The following is a 14,424-nucleotide window of genomic DNA, read 5'->3' on the forward strand; positions in this document are numbered from 1 at the left end:
CGCGCTCAGAACTGGTGACTGTAGCGCTCGATCTCCCACTGGCTGACCGACAGGTGGTAGGCCTCCCACTCTTGCGTCTTGTAGGTGATGAACTCATCGCGCAATGCTTTGCCCAGCGTGCGCTCCACCAGCGGGTCGGCGGCGAAGGCCTGCACGGCCTCTTGCAGGGTTTGGGGCAAGAACTCGATGCCGCGCTCGCGGCGCTGGGCTTCGCTCAACTCATACAGGTTGTCTTCGTTGGGCAGGCCCGGGTCCAGGCCCTCGCGGATGCCTTCCAGACCGGCGGCCAGGGCCAGGGCGGCGGCCAGGTAGGGGTTCACGGCGCCATCGGCGTTGCGTGATTCGCAGCGGCCACCACCGGCCGGGATGCGCACCGAGTTGGTCCGGTTGTTGGAGCCATACGAGTTGAACACCGGTGCCCACGAGAAGTAGCTCATGGCGCCACGGCGCACCAGGCGCTTGTAGCTGTTGACCGTGGGCGCAAAGGCCGCGCACAGGGCCCGCCCGTGCTTGAGGATGCCGGCCACGAACTGGTAGCCCAGTGGTGTGAGGCCGATGCCATGTGGGTCTTCTGTCGGGTCGCAGGCGAACAGGTTCTTGCCGGTCTTCAGGTCGTACAGCGACATGTTGAAGTGCGCGCCGTTGCCGGTTTTGTTGGCAAAGGGCTTGGGCATCATCGTGGCGATCAGGCCTTCTTCTTCAGCATAGTGCTTGGCCATCATGCGGAAAAAGGTGAGGCGGTCGCAGGTGGTGAGCGCATCGGCGTAGTTGAAGTCGAACTCGAACTGCCCGTTGGCGTCTTCGTGGTCGAACGAGTACAGGTCCCAGCCCAGGTCGTTGATGCAGGTGGCCACCTTGTCCAGCCAGCTGAAGTTGTCCATGAAGCCCTGCACGTCGTAACAGGGCTTGACCAGCTTGTCGTTGGGGTGGGGCACGCTCAAAGAGCCATCGGCTTCTTGCTTGAGCAGGTAGATCTCGCACTCGATGCCCAGGTTCATGCCGTAACCCATCTCGGCCGCTTGCGCCAGCACGTTCTTCAGGGCCACGCGGGTGCTCAAGGGGTAGGGCTTGCCTTGAAAGTGGTTGTCGGCCGGCATCCAGGCCACCTTGGGCTCCCAGGGCAGTTGCACCACGTGGTTCAGATCAGGCACCGAGGTCAGCTCGTCGTCGTTGGGCGCCTGGCCCAGGCCATCGAGCGCGTAGCCGGTGTAGCGCTCCGAGCCCGCCGCCATTTGCGGCAGGTGGTCGATGGGCACGACCTTGGCCTTTTGCACGCCGTGGATGTCCACGTAAGCGCCGATGCAGTACTTCACGCCCTTGTCCTTCAGGGCCTGTTGCAGGGCGTGGACGTGATCTTCAGTGGGTTCTGCGCGAGACATGCGGTACTCCAGCTCAGGGGTGATCGACACGATCGAAATACGAGTGCGGCAAAGGGGGCTCTTGCGTGAGCCCGCGGCGAATCAGGGCGGAGAGGTCCTCGACCATCCAGCCGAAGGCTTCGCGGCCTTTCTCGGCCGTGGCCTGGCTGGGCGAGCCCGTCACGCCGTTGGCGCTGGTGCGGTTCACCGGGTGCGCAAACACCTGGCCGGTGGTGCGATCCGGGTCGTCGCCGTCGGCCAGCTTGTCGGGTCGCACCATCTCGGGCGAGACGGCCAGCATCAACGAGGTTTCGGCGTCGTTGGCGTGCCAGTCGGTGGCATCGGCAAAGTGAAAGTCCCGCACGCGCGGGCTGATGTCCGGCGAGTTGATGACGGCCACCATCAGGTCGTCGTGCTCGGCGCGCAGCATCTCCAGTGCGCAGCGCAAGGGTGCGGCGTTGGTCACGTGGGTGTTGATGATGAACAGGCGCCGCACCCCGCTGTGGTACGCCCCATCACCGATCTGCTTGACCAGCTCGATCAGGGTGATGGGCTGCACGGGGATGGTGCCGGGCCAGCGGCGGCTGTGCCCCAAGGAGCAACCGTAGGGCAGGGGCGGCAGCATGGGCACGCCCGTGGCCTGCGACGCCGCGCGGCACAGCTTGTCGGCGATCTCGGTGTCCATGCCGCAGCCCATGTGGGGGCCGTGCTGCTCGGTGGCGCCCACGGGCAGGATGGCGGCATGGCCAGCGGCTTTCAAGGCATCAGGCAGCTCGGCCCAGGTGAGGTGAGACCAGAACATTGTGGGTGCCTCATCCCGCCTTATTCGACGTCGTCGCCCACGTCGGTCATGCGGATGACCTGGGGCACCACATCGGGCTCGGGGTCGTCCTCGCTGGCGTCATGGGGTGGGTGAATCAGCGCTTCGATGTGCGCCTTGGTGGCGCGGAACTCGGGTGTATCGAACTGCCCCGGACTGCGTGGCCGGGGCACCGGCACTTCGATCAGCTCTTGCACTTCGCCGGGGTGGGCCTTCAGCACCAGGATGCGGTCGGCCAGGTACACGGCCTCGTCCAGGTCGTGCGTGATGAACAGGATGGTGATGTCGATGTTGCGCCAGATCTCCAGCAGGTGGGCCTGCATCTTGGCGCGCGTCTGCGCATCCAGCGCGCCGAAGGGCTCGTCCATCAGCAGGATGCGCGGCTGGTTGGCCAGCGCCCGCGCAATGGCCACGCGTTGCTTCATGCCGCCCGACAACTGGTGCGGATAGGCATCGGCAAACTTGCTCAGGCCCACCAGCTCCAGCCACTGCCGGGCCTGGGCTTCGGCCTCGTTCTGACCGGCGCCATTGACTTCCAGGCCGAACATCACGTTCTTCTTGACCGACAACCAGGGGAACAAGGTGTAGCCCTGGAAGACCATGCCACGGTCTTTGCCGGGGCCCACCACGGGCTGGTTGTCCAGCAGCACCTGGCCGCTGCTGTAGGACTCCAGCCCCGCCAGGATGCGGATCAAGGTGGATTTGCCGCAGCCCGACGGGCCCAGCACGCACACAAACTCGCGACGGTGCACCTTGAAGTCCACCCCCTTGAGTGCCGTCACGGGGCCCTGGTGCGAGTCGTAGACCTTGCCCAGGTCCTTCACCTCCAGCACCACATCACGCGCCTTGAGGCGATCGAATCTGGCCTTCACGGCCTCGGACTGATCCAGGTAGCTCATGTCCTGCCCTTCGCAGTGTCCCAGGGGAAGAGCCGGCGCCCCAGCCAGGCCAGCATCAGGTCGATGCTCAGGCCGATGATGCCGATCATGGCGATGGCCGCATACACGTTGTCGAAGTTCTGGTAACGGGCCTGCTGGGTGATGAAGAAGGTGATGCCCGAGCTGGCGCCGATCAGCTCGGCCACGATCAGGTACGTCCAGGCCCAGCCCAGCAGCACGCGCTGATCGCGGTACAGGTCCGGCAGGATGCCGGGCAGCACCACCCGGCTGAGCAGCTTCCAGCGCTTGGTGCCCAGGGTGAGGGCGGCTTCGAGCAGGCCGAACTCCAGCTTGCGTGTGGTGTTGGCGATGACCAGCACCTGCTGAAAGAAGGTGCCGATGACGATGATGGCGATCTTCGGCCCCGCGTGAATGCCCAGGATGGCCACGGCCAATGCGCCAAAAGCGGGCGCCGGCAGGTAGCGGAAGAATTCGATGAAGGGCTCGTGCAGCCGCGAGATGGGCGTGTACACACCGCACAAAATGCCCAGCGGCACGCCCACCAGTGACGAGATCAAAAATCCCCAGAAGATGATCTGCATGCTTTGCCACAGGCTTTCATGCAGCCACAAGCCATCTTTTTGCTGGGGCGGGGTGGTGAAGGCGGTGTAAAACGCGCGCCCCACCTCATGCGGCGCGGGCAGGTACACGGGGTTGGCCGGTGTGCCCTGGGGCGGTTGTTGCCCCGCCTCCTGCATGGCGGCCACCTCGTCGGCAAAGGCGGCGCGCTCCATGCGCATGCCCACCTCCAGGTAGCTCACATCGCCCACCTCGGTCACCAGCACCTGGGGGTGCCACAGCCAGGGCACGTAGCTCACGGCCGCCCACAACAACAGCGGCAGCAAGAACGAGCCCAGGCCCAGCATCCACCGGCTGCGAGGCGACAGCGGCGCGCGCACGGCAAACCAGGTGGAGGTGCTCATGGTGGGCCTGTCCTGGTGGCCTTACTTGGCCGCAGCGTTGGTCAACGAGGCGTCGATGTAGCTGTCGATGGACTGCGGGGTCTTGTACACCTCGTTGGCCACGTTGAACTCATCGGCGATCTTGCTGGAGCCATACAGCGACTTGAAGCCATCGGCCTTGACCATGATGGCCTTGCCTTCCTTCAGCGAGAGCAGTCGGGTGCCCTTGAGGAAGGTGGCGTAGGCCTCGGGCTTGACGCCCACGCGCGCGGCCATGATCTTCAACGCTTCCGGCTGGGTCTTGGGGTCGTTGATGAAGCTGACCACCTTGTCCCACACGCCCACCACCTTCTGCCAGTCTGCCTTGCGGGCCGCCAGGCTCGTGGGGTTGACGGCCAGCACGTCGTAGATCAGACCTGGCTCGTCGGCCGAGGTGTAGATGGGGCGCGAGCCCGGCAAGCCCCGGATGGCCTGACCCGCGATGGGCTGCCAGGCGCCCACGGCGGCCACGTCACCCGAGGCCAGCACCTGAGGCATTTCGTTGGTCTTGGCGTTCACCAAGGTGACATCAGACTCCTTCATGCCCGCCTTCTTCAGGCCATTGAGCAGCAGCAGGTGTTCGACCAGGCCGAACTCCACCGCCACCTTCTTGCCCTTGAGGTCCTTGAGCGACTTGACGCCAGGGCGGCCAATGATCATGTCATTGCCGTTGGAGTAGTCGGTCAGCATCACCATCACGCCCTTGACGCCGGTGGCGCCCGTCACCAGGGTGTCGCCATTGGTCATGGTCACGGCGTCGATCTTGCCGGCCGCGAAGGCCTCCAGCGAGGCCGAGTAGTCAAACCACTCGAACTTCACATCGACACCGGCTTGCTTGAACCAGCCTTTGTCAATGGCCACCTGCCAGGCCACCCAGCCCGGCCAGTCGCTGTAGCCCACGGTCAGGGGTTGGGCCGCCCAACTGAGCTGTGCGCCCACCAGGGCCGACACGGCCACGAGGGCCTTGGCCCCACTCACCAGGTGCTTGCGCACGCTTGCGGTCAACTCGGATACAGAGAACATGATCAGCCCATCCTCGGTTATTACGGATTGAACAACGGGTAATACCGATGGGCAATGCATCAAGCGTGCCAGCCGTACTTTGGGCGGCGCGCAGGGGCGGCCCAGGCCGCGGGCGCGCAGAGTTCACCAAAGCCGGGATCAGCGCACCGGGGCTGTGCGCAACAACCGAGGTGCGTGTTCGCGACAGCCGCGTTGAGCTTTACGGTGGGCTCGGCTATGGTTCACGGTTGGTTGAGTGTTTGATCTTGTTTTAAACAGGGAAAGGTAGAAAGAAGATGTTGATGAAGCGTTTGGCTTTGGGTGCGATGGCTGCTGCTGCGGTGGCGCTGATGAGCGGCTGCGGCACGATGACGGACGTCAAAATGGTGGTGAGCGACCCGGATGCGCACCTCGCCCATGCGTTCTCGCTTGAGAAAATGGCCCCCAAGCTGCTGAGCCAGGTGCCACGCAATCAACCAGCTGTGGGCTTTCGCAAGCTGACGATCAAAACCGAGGCGACCAGCGAAGAGCCCACTGGCAAGAAAGACGCCTGGGTCAATCTGTTCATCATGGAGCCCTTTGGCGACGGCCTGATTCGCTTCAAACGTGAGCAGTCCAGCAACGGCATCCCGTTCAACATGTTCTTCAGCGTCTCTTACGCAGGGATGCTGGACCTGCGCTCGCAGAGCGTGCCCTTGCAAGGTGGCTACGTTGGCGGCATCTACGATGTCAAGGAGCTGAAGTCGCTCAGCCCCGTGCCCACCGCCGTGGGCCAGACCTTCGAGTCTGAATACAGCGCAGGCCCGGAAGTTCAGTTGCTCAACTTCACCGAATACCAGCGCAAGTGCAAGGCCACCAAGTTGGTGCCCGCCACCGATTACCACAAGGATCTGCCTGGCAAGGTCCTTGAGCTGGACTGTGAAAACTTCCGGGACGGCGCATTGCATTACCGATCCAAATGGGCCGTGATCCAGCAGTTTGGTATCGCTGTCATGACTGAAGCTGTCGGTACGGGCTCCAAGAACACCTACAAGATCGTAGAAGTGTCTGCGCAGCGCTGAGCAGCGCTAGCCACGGCGTTGGCGTGCACCATGTTGTGCGGCCAACGCCACGCCCATCAGCACCACGCCACCTGCCAGCACCTGGCGCAGGCCCATGGTTTCGCCCAGCCAGGCCAGGCCCATCAGCGCGCTCAGCACGGGCACTGACAACTGCACCGTGCCGGCAGCCTGGGTGGCCATGCGCTGTCGCACCCAGTACCACAGCACGTAACCCAGGGCCGAGGTCACGCACCCCGACAGCACGGCATACGCCACGCCCAGTGGTGGGGCGTGCAAGGCGGTACCCTGCAGCGATTCCCACGCCAGCAGGCCCAGGGCCAGTGGGGTGGCCAGCACAAAACTGCTGCCGGTGGCGGCCAGGGGCGTCATGGCCTGTTGACCGGCTGATTTGCCCAGCACCGAGAAGCCGCCCCAGGCCAGGCCAGCGGCCAGCATCAGTGCCGCATGCACCAGGTGGCTCGCTGCCGTGGGTGAGGCGCCGGGCGCCAGAAACACCACGAGCCCGGCCAGTGCCAACAGCGCGCCCACACCGTGGGGACGTTCGCCGCGCTGCCAGCCCACGGCCATCATCAGCAACTGCGCCGACGCGAACAACACCAGTGCGCCAGTGCCGGTGTCCAGCCCGCGGTAGGCGTGAGAGAAGCCCGCGGCGTACACGAACAACAGCAGCCCTGACCACCATCCCCGGCGCGAGGTGTCCAAGCGCAGGCCTTGGTGGCGCATCAGCGCCGCCAGCGTGAGTGCGCCCGCGCCCAGCCGCACCGCCGTGAAGGTGCTGGGATCGATGGGGGTGGTCTGCAACGCCAGCCTGGCCAGCAGCGAGTTGGCGGCAAAGGCAACCATGGTGCAGGCCGTGAGCAGAACCAGCCACCCCAGAGATGCGGGTGCAGGCGTGCCGGAGAGGTGGGGGCGGGGCATGCGGCATTGTGGTGCATGGGCCCATCGTGGGAGCTAGGGATGGGCGCTGAAGCGCCTTGAAATTACATTGGCGCCCAATCAATTGGCGGAGGTGTGCGATGAACAGACGTTGGTGTGTGGCCGTGGTGGGCTTGGATGGCGTCCTCAGGCCCATGCACGTGGACGCGGGATGTTGATGACCGCGCTGCTTTGGCTGGCGTTGGCCACCTTGCTGACCGTGGTCGGCGATTACTTCATCAAGCTGGCTTCGGTCGGTCCCGGTATGTCATCGTGGCAGTTTGCATTTGGGGCCATGTGTTACGGTTCGCCTGCCATTGCCTGGTACCACCTGATGCAGCAGCACAACCTGGCCACCATCGCCGTCTTTTATTCGGTGGCCACGCTGCTGATGGTGGCTGGCCTGGGTGTGGTCGTGTTCAAACAGCCTTTCACGTGGCGTGAGGGGGTGGGTGTGGCGCTGGCGCTGGCGGCGGTGCTGGTGATGACCTTGGGAAAGGATGGGTGATGCGGGCTGCTCTCCGCAACGTGGTGTTCATGGGCTTTGGCAACATCGGGCAGGCGCTGGCGCCTTTGTTGCGTCGCCGATTTGGGCATGTGGTCGTACAGGTGCTGGACGAGAGGATGACCCCCGAGCAGGTGGCTGTGGCCGCAGAGTTCGGGTTTGAGTGGCAGCGCGCCTGTGTGTGTGTCGACAACTTCGAGGCCTTGCTGCGAGGGCGAGTGGGTGAGGGCACCTTGCTTTTGAACCTCGCCACGTCGATTGACAGCCTGACGCTCATTAGCTGGGCGCAGGCACAAGGTGCTTGGTACCTCGACACCTGCATCGATCCGTGGGCTTACCGAGACGGCGAACTTGCCTCTGGCGACAACACCAACTACCGCATGCGCCAGGCGGTCATCGAGTGCCAGACTGCGCAGCGCCGGTCGGGGGTGCCCTTGCCCACCGCCGTTGTCGCCCATGGCGCCAACCCGGGCATGGTGTCCATCTTTGCCAAAGAGGCGTTACTGCGCATGGCCCGCCGCTGGCGGCCGCAGCCTGTGGCGCCGGTGGGGCGCATCGAATGGGCTCAACTGGCACAGGCTTTGGGTGTGCGTGTCATCCAGGTTTCTGAGCGAGACACTCAGTCGGGCGCCATGCCGCGAGCGCCGGGCGAGTTCGTGAACACCTGGTCGGTGGATGGCTTCATCGCCGAGGCGCTGCAGCCCGTGGAAATGGGGTGGGGCAGCCACGAGACTCAGGGGCCGTGGCACGCGAGCGTGTGCCAGCACGACATCGGCGATCGTTGCGGCGTGTACGCGCCACAACTGGGGGTTCACACCCGAGTGAAGACACGCACTCCGGCTGCGGGCGAGGTGACCGGCTGGCTGATCAGTCACAACGAGGCGTTCTCGATGGCGTCTTGGTTGACGCTGCGCGACGGTGATCGTGTGGTGTATCGGCCGACCGTTTATTACGCCTACCACCCATGTGACGAAGCGGCCGACAGCCTGGCCTTGCTGGAGGCCGGTCACCGCGCCGACGTGCAGGCAGCCAGGGTTTTGAAAGACGAGATCGTGGACGGCATGGACGAGTTGGGGGTGCTCTTGCTCAGTGACCGCTACCCTGCGTTGTGGTTTGGGTCGCAATTGTCCATTGGGCGCGCCAGAGCGCTGGCGCCGCACAATAATGCCACCAGTCTGCAGGTGGTCGGTGGCGTGATGGGTGCCATCGAATGGCTGCTCCTGCATCCGATGGCGGGCATTGTGGAATCCGAAGACCTTGATCATGAACTGCTGATGCGCCATGCCGCCCCATACTGGGAGCCCCTGGTCGAGGCCGTGTTTGCGTGGCATCCGGCGGGCGATGCCGAGGCTGTTTCACCAGCGGCTGAACGTCGCTGGTGCCTCGACCAGTTCATCGTGAGCAAGGCCCTTTCGTGAGGCGCGCGGACGTGCTGGTGGCTCTTGTGCGTCGCGCGCAGCGCTGGCTGCTCGCCGGGTCAGCGGTCTGCCTGGCGGCATGCAGCACCGTCAGCGAGCCTCAACCGCCAGAGCCTCCAGCGCCTGTGCACGTTCAGGTGCCCGATGCCATGCAGATCGAGCGCGAAGAATCAGAGCGTCGAGAGGCGGCGCGTCGAGCGGCTCAACGCCTGGCAGCCGAACGCCTCGCGGCCGAGCAAGCCCACCTGGCGGCGATGGCGGCGCTGGAGGCTTTGATGGGCCACGGTGCAGCGGCTGGGGCAGCGGCTGGCACGGCCCGTCCCTGGTCCTCCAACTTTGTCGGGCCGATGCATCGGCCGGGTGGGGCGGTCGATCAGCCGGACGTGGCCGCCCCGGTGGTGGAACTGGTGGTTGAAGCGGCACCTGAACCACCAGGCGCAGACAAGGTGGCGCCTGAGCCGCAGGATTACAGCGTGCGCGCTTCAGCCACCGAGCGGCTCAGCATCCCTGGGCCCCCAGGCGAGCTGCGCGTGTGGATCGGGGTGACCAGCCGCATGCCGCAGGCGCCGGTCGGCATGGCCACACAAGCCAAGTCCCTTGGCACCTCGGGGCAGACGGCGCGTGTCAAGCCCTTTGCGTTGGGCCTGGAGGTCGAGCCCCGCGAAAGCATCTGCGCGCGGATCGATCCTTCCGGCTCCGAGCTGAGGTTCAAGCTGCTGCCCAGCAAGACCGGTGATTTTTCAGTGGGGGCGGACGTGGAGTTGTACAGTAGCGCCGATTGCACGGGGGCGGCCATTCCCAAATCGGCCGAATCCGTCACCGTGCGCGTGGGTGTCGACAGCCAGCGCGTGGCCAGTGATTCGCTGCTGGAGTTGCTGGTGCGAGCCTGGAAGGCTTTCCTCGGGTTCTGGGAGCAGGCGCTGGTGATCGTTTTTGCGCTGTTGCTGTTTCTGCTCCGAAAGCGCCTGTTCGGTTGGTTTGGTTTTGAGAGCAAGGATTGAGGGCTGAGCAGCCCGTTGATCAAGTCCTGAGTGCCCATCATGAGCTCTGAGTTCACGCCATCGCCTGGCACCCGGCTGGTGCTGCCCTCGTCCGAAGTGTCTGGTGTTGGGCAGGCCGACGGCGCCTGGTGGGTGCGTCTGGCGGTGGCGGCCATCGAAGGCGGCCATGCCCCAGGCTTTCTGACCGGCGTGACCCTCGTGTGCCCCCAGGTTCGTCAAGTCCGGTGTGCTGACGACCTCCTGGGCACGGTGGCCCAGGCTGAGCTCGTGCAGGCTGATCGCCGTGTGAGGCAACTGACCTGGCCCATCGAGCTGGATGGGGATGTCACCATGAGCCTGTGGCTGGTCAACGGCGCATCGTGCGAGGTTTCAGGGCGTGGGCTTCGCGCCGTGCTGGCGCCCGATGCCCGATGGCACGAATGGATGGGCTGCTGATGAGCCATGTCATCCATTTGCGCGAGGTCGAGTTCACCGCCGTGCGCGCGCAAGGGCCAGGCGGTCAGAACGTCAACAAGGTCTCCAGCGCGGTGCACCTGCGTTTTGACATCAGGCGGTCGACGCTGCCGGACGCGGTGAAAGAGCGCCTGCTGCAGTCCCGTGATCAGCGCATCACCACGGAAGGCGTCATCGTGATCAAGGCGCAGACTTCACGCAGCCGCGAGCAAAACAAAGCCGAGGCCCTGGCCCGACTGGAGGCGCTGATCTTGCAAGCCTCACGCGTGGCACCTGTGCGTCGCCCCACCCAGCCTACGCGGGCAGCCCGACAGCGCCGCCTCGAGGCGAAGTCGCAGCGTGGAGACATCAAGGCGTCGCGGACCAGGGTGCGGCCGTGAGCGAGGAGGTCGCCATGCTTTTGAAATCGGTCCCGTCGTGGCTGTGGTCGATGGTGTTCGGGTGGCTGCTGTTGTGCACGGCCTTGTGCATGGCGTTGTGGCTGGGTGGGCCCCGTCATCCAGCGCCCATGGTCAGCATCAACGAGCCGTTCAAGGCCTTGAGTCGCGAGGGGCTGCCCGATCTGCAGTACGTTCAAGCTGAAGATGGGCAGTCACTGGCCTACCGTGCGTACGTGCCAGCGGGAACGGCCAAGGGCTGCGTGGTCCTGGTGCACGGATCGTCGGCCACCAGTGTGAGCATGCATGCGGTGGCCCGTGCGTTGGTGACGGCCGGCCACGTGGTGTATGCGTTGGACATGCGAGGCCATGGCGCATCGGGGCCCAAAGGGCACATCGACCACGTCGGCCAGCTTGAATCGGATCTGCATGCCTTTGTGAAGGCTGTTCAGGTGCCCAGGCCATCAACCCTGCTGGGCTTCTCATCAGGGGGTGGGTTTGTGTTGCGCGTGGCGGGCAGCCTTCAGCAAGGCGATTTTGACAGTTACCTCCTGGTGTCTCCATTCATCAGCCAGGATGCTCCCAACCAACGCCCAGGCAGCGGCGGGTGGGTGCATGTGGGCGTGCCGCGCATCGTGGCGCTCACCGCCCTCAACGCGGTGGGCATTCGCTGGTTCAATCATTTGCCGGTGACGGCGTTTGCACTGAACGCGGAAGCACGCAGTCACCTGACGTCCACGTATGACTTCAACCTGGCCAGCAATTTCAGGCCCCCAGCCAACTACCTGGCCACGATGCAGCGGGTGCGGCGTCCGCTGTCGGTGTTGGCCGGTGCCGAGGATGAGGCCTTCGTGAGCGCTGCGCTGCAAGGCATGGTGCGCGATGCGGGCCAAGCCTGGCCCGTCGAGATATTGCCCGGCCTTGGTCACATTCCCATGATCCTGGCGCCTTCAGCCCTTCAGGCCGTGGTGCGCCATGTTGCGCATCTTCAAGGGGGCGCAGCCGGGCAAGACGGTATGCTGCGTGATCCGCTCGCTCATTGAACAGGCCACACGCCATGTCCAGTCGCACCCAGAAGCTCCACACCATCACCAAGCGGCTCATCCTCATGACCTCGCTGGCCCTGGCCGTGGTGGTGGCCATCTTCGCCTCCTCGTTCATTTTTCAGCAGCGCCTCATGGTGTCCTGGCTGTGTTTCGGCTGTGGTCTGCTGGGCGGCTTCGTCAGCATCCAGCAGCGGCTCAAGAACCTGCCTGACGAGGAGCTCGAGCTTTTGTCCGAGTCGTGGTTTCAGATCCTGCTGGTGCCGGTGTACGGCGGCATCTTCTCGCTCGTGCTGTATGTGGGCTTTCTCAGCGACATCGTCAGTGGCCCCTTGTTTCCGCGCTTTGCCGTCCCGCCATTCAGCGAGCCCTTGCCCACGGCCGATGACCTGATCAACTTCCTGCGCAGCACCTATCCCGCCACCGGCCCCGACCTTGCCAAACTCTTGTTCTGGACCTTCGTGGCCGGGTTTTCCGAGCGCTTCGTGCCCCAGATCCTGCAGCAGCGCGAACAGTCCACCACCGAGCCCAAAAAATGACCACCACCAACGCTGCGCCCGAAGCCGTGCTGACCTTCTGGTTTGACGAGATCCAGCCCAGTCAGTGGTGGACGGTGGACGCGGGCTTTGACGAGGCCTTGGCAGCGCGCTTTGGCGGCCTGCTGACCCGCGCCGCCCGGGGCGAATTGGTGGACTGGCGCGAGACGCCGCGCGGCCGCCTGGCCGAGGTGATCGTGCTGGACCAGTTCTCGCGCAACATCCACCGCGGCACGCCAGGCGCCTTTGCGCAAGACCCGATGGCCCTGGCCCTGGCGCAGGAGGCCGTGGCCCGGGGGGCGCTGTCCGCGCTGAGCGAACCCATGGAGCGCACCTTCTTGCTGATGCCCTACATGCACAGCGAGTCGGCACTCATCCACCGCCACGCCGAGCCGCTGTTCAAGCAGTGGGCACCGGCCACCAATCACGATTACGAGCTGCGGCACAAGGCCATCATCGACCGGTTTGGACGCTACCCGCACCGCAATCAGGTGCTGGGACGAGCGTCATCCGATGAGGAGCTGGCGTTTCTGCGTGAGCCCGGCTCCAGCTTCTGAGCCGGCTCAGAAGCGCCGCACATACACCGCCCCGCCCTCGGCCGGCAGTGGTGGGGCGGGCACGTCTTTGCGTGCGCTCGGGCTCACCGACACCGTCAGCTTGAGCTCGCTGAGCAGCCGCATGGCCACGTCCAGGGTCAAGGGCGTCTGGCCCTGCAGCATGGGTGCAAGCTGCCCACGCGAGACCCCGGTGGCGGCCACCATCTGAGCGATGAAGCGGGACCACGCGAGGGCTTTCAGCGCCTCCAGCAGCAAGACGCTGTCGCCCCGCATCAGGGCGTCCGACACGAAAGCGGCCAGCTCTTCTTCGGTGTCCAGGGCGGCCATCAAAGGGCCTCTGAGTGCATCCATCACGGCTCCAGGCAATACCAGGCAGTGTCTGCACAGAATGTTACAGGACGTTGCCACGTCGCTGTGGCGCCAGATTGTCGCGTGCTCGTCCCTGCATGCCTCCACGCCTCCTGCACTTCAGGGGGGAGACGAGGCCGTCGGGTGCCCACGCTCGCATGCATCCTTGCTACATTGGCTTGCAATTTGATGACGCATCAGGAGCCGACACATGTCTCACAGCCCTTTGTTGGATCATGCCCGCCAATGGGTGCAAGCCGGATTGATCGCAGCCATGCCCATGAGCGCCATGGCCGTGGTCGAAGTCGATGAAACGCCGGCGGCCCCCTCCACGGCCGAGCTGGAGGCCGGTTATTCGGCCACGGCCACCTATTCGAATTCGGGCTGGTTCACTGGCGAGATTGACACCACCAAGACCAGCGTCAGCACGCTGGGTCTGGGCTTCAAGCTCAGTGGTGACAACCGGTTTGAAGATGCGCAACGCTACACCAAGTCCTATTATTCATGTGACGACTCAGGCTGCGATGCCGGTAGCGTGGTGTACAGCCGTGGCGACACCACGGGCATCGCCATGGTGTGGGGTGGTCGAGTGACGGGCGAGTTTGGTCAGGATGATCGCCTGATGGCCGGCTACGAGTTTTTGCTGGACTGGACGCACACGCCCGTGGCCGATGGTCTGTACGACTATGCCTCGGTGAGCTGGAACCTGGTGATCGGCGTCAACGAAGGCAGCTGGGATGGCTCGCCCTATGTGCCCGAGCAGTACCAGTCTTTGCCCGGCAACATGGGTGGCTACACCGGCAGCGCCAGCGGTTACCTGGACACGCCTGGCAGCTCGTGGATCACGGGCGAGATCGAGGCCTGGTTGCCCACGCCTGACTACACCCCGGAGGGCGGCTGGCACTGGTTTGCGCAACTGACGGTGGATTTTGACGAGGCGGGTGTCAGATGGACATGGCCTGGTGACCCGGCGCCGGCCAGCATCAATGGCGACTATCTGCGTGTGATGGTGCCCAACCAGTCGATCGACGTGGGCATCAATGCCATCCCCACTGCCGTGCCTGAAGCCGGTTCGGTGGCCATGGCGCTGGCCGGGCTGGGTGTGGCAGGCGCCATGGTTTGGCGCCGTCGACGTCAGGGCCATTGAATCG

At 64.7% G+C, this 14,424-nt stretch carries 17 protein-coding genes; 10 read left to right on the forward strand and 7 right to left on the reverse strand.

Annotation, left to right across the window (positions count from 1 at the left end):
- Nucleotides 1–5 precede the first annotated feature (5 nt).
- From glnT to WNB94_RS10885, 5 genes are read right to left on the reverse strand one after another with little or no spacing between them, the layout of a single operon-like run.
- Nucleotides 6–1,379: a type III glutamate--ammonia ligase gene (glnT, locus tag WNB94_RS10865; protein ID WP_341390411.1), complete on the reverse strand. Its 1,374-nt coding sequence runs from the start codon at nucleotides 1,377–1,379 to the stop codon at nucleotides 6–8.
- Nucleotides 1,380–1,392: 13 nt separating this feature from the next.
- Nucleotides 1,393–2,160, reverse strand: coding sequence for a creatininase family protein (locus WNB94_RS10870; protein ID WP_341390412.1), 768 nt, complete (start codon nucleotides 2,158–2,160; stop codon nucleotides 1,393–1,395).
- Between the two features lie 20 nt (nucleotides 2,161–2,180).
- Nucleotides 2,181–3,077 (reverse strand): ABC transporter ATP-binding protein, encoded by an 897-nt coding sequence (locus tag WNB94_RS10875; protein ID WP_341390413.1) that lies wholly within the window; start codon nucleotides 3,075–3,077, stop codon nucleotides 2,181–2,183.
- Nucleotides 3,074–4,039 (reverse strand): ABC transporter permease, encoded by a 966-nt coding sequence (locus WNB94_RS10880; protein WP_341390414.1) that lies wholly within the window; start codon nucleotides 4,037–4,039, stop codon nucleotides 3,074–3,076. Before WNB94_RS10880 ends, WNB94_RS10875 begins: the two co-directional genes overlap by 4 nt.
- 21 nt (nucleotides 4,040–4,060) lie before the next feature.
- Nucleotides 4,061–5,080, reverse strand: coding sequence for an ABC transporter substrate-binding protein (locus tag WNB94_RS10885; protein ID WP_341390415.1), 1,020 nt, complete (start codon nucleotides 5,078–5,080; stop codon nucleotides 4,061–4,063).
- A gap of 281 nt (nucleotides 5,081–5,361) precedes the next feature.
- Here WNB94_RS10885 and WNB94_RS10890 point away from each other — a divergent pair, with 281 nt between their 5' ends.
- The gene (locus WNB94_RS10890; protein ID WP_341390416.1) at nucleotides 5,362–6,120 is read left to right on the forward strand and encodes a hypothetical protein; all 759 of its coding nucleotides are present in this window, start codon (nucleotides 5,362–5,364) and stop codon (nucleotides 6,118–6,120) included.
- Between the two features lie 6 nt (nucleotides 6,121–6,126).
- Here the strand turns inward: WNB94_RS10890 and WNB94_RS10895 are convergent, their stop codons facing one another.
- Nucleotides 6,127–7,038 (reverse strand): DMT family transporter, encoded by a 912-nt coding sequence (locus WNB94_RS10895; protein ID WP_341390417.1) that lies wholly within the window; start codon nucleotides 7,036–7,038, stop codon nucleotides 6,127–6,129.
- Between the two features lie 175 nt (nucleotides 7,039–7,213).
- Here WNB94_RS10895 and WNB94_RS10900 point away from each other — a divergent pair, with 175 nt between their 5' ends.
- The 8 genes from WNB94_RS10900 to WNB94_RS10935 are packed head-to-tail and all read left to right on the forward strand — an operon-like array spanning nucleotide 7,214 to nucleotide 12,925.
- On the forward strand, nucleotides 7,214–7,543 hold the full coding sequence (locus tag WNB94_RS10900; protein ID WP_341390418.1) for a hypothetical protein: 330 nt from the start codon (nucleotides 7,214–7,216) through the stop codon (nucleotides 7,541–7,543).
- Complete coding sequence (locus WNB94_RS10905) at nucleotides 7,543–8,958, forward strand: saccharopine dehydrogenase NADP-binding domain-containing protein (RefSeq protein WP_341390419.1); 1,416 nt, start codon at nucleotides 7,543–7,545, stop codon at nucleotides 8,956–8,958. Before WNB94_RS10900 ends, WNB94_RS10905 begins: the two co-directional genes overlap by 1 nt.
- An 11-nt stretch (nucleotides 8,959–8,969) precedes the next feature.
- Entirely contained in the window at nucleotides 8,970–9,959 is a 990-nt protein-coding gene (locus WNB94_RS10910) for a hypothetical protein (protein WP_341390420.1), read from the forward strand.
- Between the two features lie 39 nt (nucleotides 9,960–9,998).
- A complete protein-coding gene (locus tag WNB94_RS10915; RefSeq protein WP_341390421.1) occupies nucleotides 9,999–10,394 on the forward strand; it encodes a hypothetical protein in 396 nt (131 codons plus the stop codon).
- On the forward strand, nucleotides 10,394–10,792 hold the full coding sequence (gene arfB / locus WNB94_RS10920) for an alternative ribosome rescue aminoacyl-tRNA hydrolase ArfB (protein ID WP_341390422.1): 399 nt from the start codon (nucleotides 10,394–10,396) through the stop codon (nucleotides 10,790–10,792). Before WNB94_RS10915 ends, arfB begins: the two co-directional genes overlap by 1 nt.
- Nucleotides 10,793–10,806: 14 nt before the next feature.
- On the forward strand, nucleotides 10,807–11,832 hold the full coding sequence (locus WNB94_RS10925; RefSeq protein WP_341390423.1) for an alpha/beta hydrolase: 1,026 nt from the start codon (nucleotides 10,807–10,809) through the stop codon (nucleotides 11,830–11,832).
- Nucleotides 11,833–11,846: 14 nt separating this feature from the next.
- Nucleotides 11,847–12,371, forward strand: coding sequence for a hypothetical protein (locus tag WNB94_RS10930; protein WP_341390424.1), 525 nt, complete (start codon nucleotides 11,847–11,849; stop codon nucleotides 12,369–12,371).
- Nucleotides 12,368–12,925: a DUF924 family protein gene (locus WNB94_RS10935; RefSeq protein WP_341390425.1), complete on the forward strand. Its 558-nt coding sequence runs from the start codon at nucleotides 12,368–12,370 to the stop codon at nucleotides 12,923–12,925. Before WNB94_RS10930 ends, WNB94_RS10935 begins: the two co-directional genes overlap by 4 nt.
- A gap of 6 nt (nucleotides 12,926–12,931) precedes the next feature.
- On the opposite strand, the gene WNB94_RS10940 is transcribed toward WNB94_RS10935, so the two are convergent.
- A complete protein-coding gene (locus WNB94_RS10940; protein ID WP_341390426.1) occupies nucleotides 12,932–13,276 on the reverse strand; it encodes a helix-turn-helix domain-containing protein in 345 nt (114 codons plus the stop codon).
- Between the two features lie 208 nt (nucleotides 13,277–13,484).
- Between WNB94_RS10940 and WNB94_RS10945 the strand changes: the two genes are divergently transcribed.
- Nucleotides 13,485–14,420 carry a PEP-CTERM sorting domain-containing protein gene (locus WNB94_RS10945; protein WP_341390427.1) on the forward strand — a complete coding sequence of 312 codons (936 nt, stop codon included), beginning with the start codon at nucleotides 13,485–13,487 and terminating at the stop codon, nucleotides 14,418–14,420.
- The last annotated feature ends 4 nt before the right edge of the window (nucleotides 14,421–14,424 follow it).

The sequence above is a fragment of the Aquabacterium sp. A3 genome (genome assembly GCF_038069945.1).
In the GTDB taxonomy this organism is placed as follows: Bacteria; Pseudomonadota; Gammaproteobacteria; order Burkholderiales; family Burkholderiaceae_C; genus Aquabacterium.

What these genes read in the sequence shown, in the direction of transcription:
- WNB94_RS10880 (WP_341390414.1), bottom strand. Translation starts at nt 4,039, where the DNA reads ATGAGCACCTCCACCTGGTTTGCCGTGCGCGCGCCGCTGTCGCCTCGC.
- WNB94_RS10905 (WP_341390419.1), top strand. Translation starts at nt 7,543, where the DNA reads ATGCGGGCTGCTCTCCGCAACGTGGTGTTCATGGGCTTTGGCAACATC.
- WNB94_RS10890 (WP_341390416.1), top strand. Translation starts at nt 5,362, where the DNA reads ATGAAGCGTTTGGCTTTGGGTGCGATGGCTGCTGCTGCGGTGGCGCTG.
- WNB94_RS10925 (WP_341390423.1), top strand. Translation starts at nt 10,807, where the DNA reads ATGCTTTTGAAATCGGTCCCGTCGTGGCTGTGGTCGATGGTGTTCGGG.
- arfB (WP_341390422.1), top strand. Translation starts at nt 10,394, where the DNA reads ATGAGCCATGTCATCCATTTGCGCGAGGTCGAGTTCACCGCCGTGCGC.
- WNB94_RS10930 (WP_341390424.1), top strand. Translation starts at nt 11,847, where the DNA reads ATGTCCAGTCGCACCCAGAAGCTCCACACCATCACCAAGCGGCTCATC.
- WNB94_RS10885 (WP_341390415.1), bottom strand. Translation starts at nt 5,080, where the DNA reads ATGTTCTCTGTATCCGAGTTGACCGCAAGCGTGCGCAAGCACCTGGTG.
- WNB94_RS10895 (WP_341390417.1), bottom strand. Translation starts at nt 7,038, where the DNA reads ATGCCCCGCCCCCACCTCTCCGGCACGCCTGCACCCGCATCTCTGGGG.
- WNB94_RS10900 (WP_341390418.1), top strand. Translation starts at nt 7,214, where the DNA reads ATGACCGCGCTGCTTTGGCTGGCGTTGGCCACCTTGCTGACCGTGGTC.
- WNB94_RS10915 (WP_341390421.1), top strand. Translation starts at nt 9,999, where the DNA reads ATGAGCTCTGAGTTCACGCCATCGCCTGGCACCCGGCTGGTGCTGCCC.
- WNB94_RS10935 (WP_341390425.1), top strand. Translation starts at nt 12,368, where the DNA reads ATGACCACCACCAACGCTGCGCCCGAAGCCGTGCTGACCTTCTGGTTT.
- WNB94_RS10945 (WP_341390427.1), top strand. Translation starts at nt 13,485, where the DNA reads ATGTCTCACAGCCCTTTGTTGGATCATGCCCGCCAATGGGTGCAAGCC.
- WNB94_RS10940 (WP_341390426.1), bottom strand. Translation starts at nt 13,276, where the DNA reads ATGGATGCACTCAGAGGCCCTTTGATGGCCGCCCTGGACACCGAAGAA.
- glnT (WP_341390411.1), bottom strand. Translation starts at nt 1,379, where the DNA reads ATGTCTCGCGCAGAACCCACTGAAGATCACGTCCACGCCCTGCAACAG.
- WNB94_RS10870 (WP_341390412.1), bottom strand. Translation starts at nt 2,160, where the DNA reads ATGTTCTGGTCTCACCTCACCTGGGCCGAGCTGCCTGATGCCTTGAAA.
- WNB94_RS10875 (WP_341390413.1), bottom strand. Translation starts at nt 3,077, where the DNA reads ATGAGCTACCTGGATCAGTCCGAGGCCGTGAAGGCCAGATTCGATCGC.